The sequence below is a fragment of the Vibrio sp. 1580 genome, from assembly GCF_033340055.1.
In genome coordinates, this window is record NZ_JAWOVT010000142.1 from 1 (window position 1) to 865 (window position 865).

Below are 865 nucleotides of genomic sequence, written 5' to 3' on the forward strand. Positions count from 1 at the left end.
GAAATTCGGTCATTAACCAAGGTGTGACGATAGGTGCTCGCTCAGTAATTGCGGCGAATTCAGTCGTTAACCATGATGTGCCGCCAGATTGTCTATACGGAGGCACACCAGCGAAGTTGATTCGTCGTCTCAACGAAGAAGAGTAAGAATCGATAGTGATGGCATGATGACTCGCTTTACAGGCGTAAGGGAATCATGTCATCAGACAGGGATAATTCGTCAAGGAGTCTAAGATGTCGAACAAGACAGAAGTCCTCATATGCCCTACATGTGGGGTAGAAACGCATCATGTAGTGGTGTTAGTCAGAAAGAAAAGTGGCTTTGAAGGCGATAAAAATCGCAACAAGAAAGAGTTCATTGCTGGCTTTCTCAAAAGCGTAGTATTCGGCGCCTTCCTTGCTTCTATGGATGAATTTGAACGTCACTTGATCTGCGAAAACTGTGGTCATAAAACCATTCAACAGTAACTGATAGTCTTTCTTTCTCTGCATAAGTTCATAAGTGCGGTTTGAAGCACTGGTTATTCAAATCGCATTATCCTCTTTTAGTGCTTTTGCTCTTTTTATGTTCCTCTCTCAAAAATGAGTCACATCAGTACGCATTTTAACCGCTTGGATGCAGGTAACTCACTGCTATGTATAATAAATTTTGGTGGGAAATACGTGTTTCAGCTCGATGTTTAACCTCTGTTCTATCGACACGTTTTGAGTCAGTAAACACTTAAATTTCGTTTACTTTATGTTGTACGCAGTTCAATTGTGTGAAACTGGTCACATTAATGTTTAATTTATGAAAAAATAATTAATGAATAGTAATTCACAAATATGCTGACCGTATGTGCTATTTAGTTTTGACTTATCTTGTG

Annotated in this window: 2 protein-coding genes; both read left to right on the plus strand. The window is 39.5% G+C overall.

Annotation, left to right across the window (positions count from 1 at the left end; genetic code table 11):
• Nucleotides 1-146, plus strand: a 146-nt coding sequence (locus tag R7093_RS24595) for an acyltransferase (RefSeq protein WP_411913252.1), incomplete at its 5' end; no start/stop codon positions are given.
• Between the two features lie 87 nt (nucleotides 147-233).
• A complete protein-coding gene (locus R7093_RS24600; RefSeq protein WP_318146936.1) occupies nucleotides 234-467 on the plus strand; it encodes a hypothetical protein in 234 nt (77 codons plus the stop codon).
• Nucleotides 468-865 lie beyond the last annotated feature (398 nt).

Bases quoted from the DNA above. Each gene is read 5' to 3' on its own strand.
- R7093_RS24600 (WP_318146936.1), top strand. From the start codon at position 234: ATGTCGAACAAGACAGAAGTCCTCATATGCCCTACATGTGGGGTAGAA.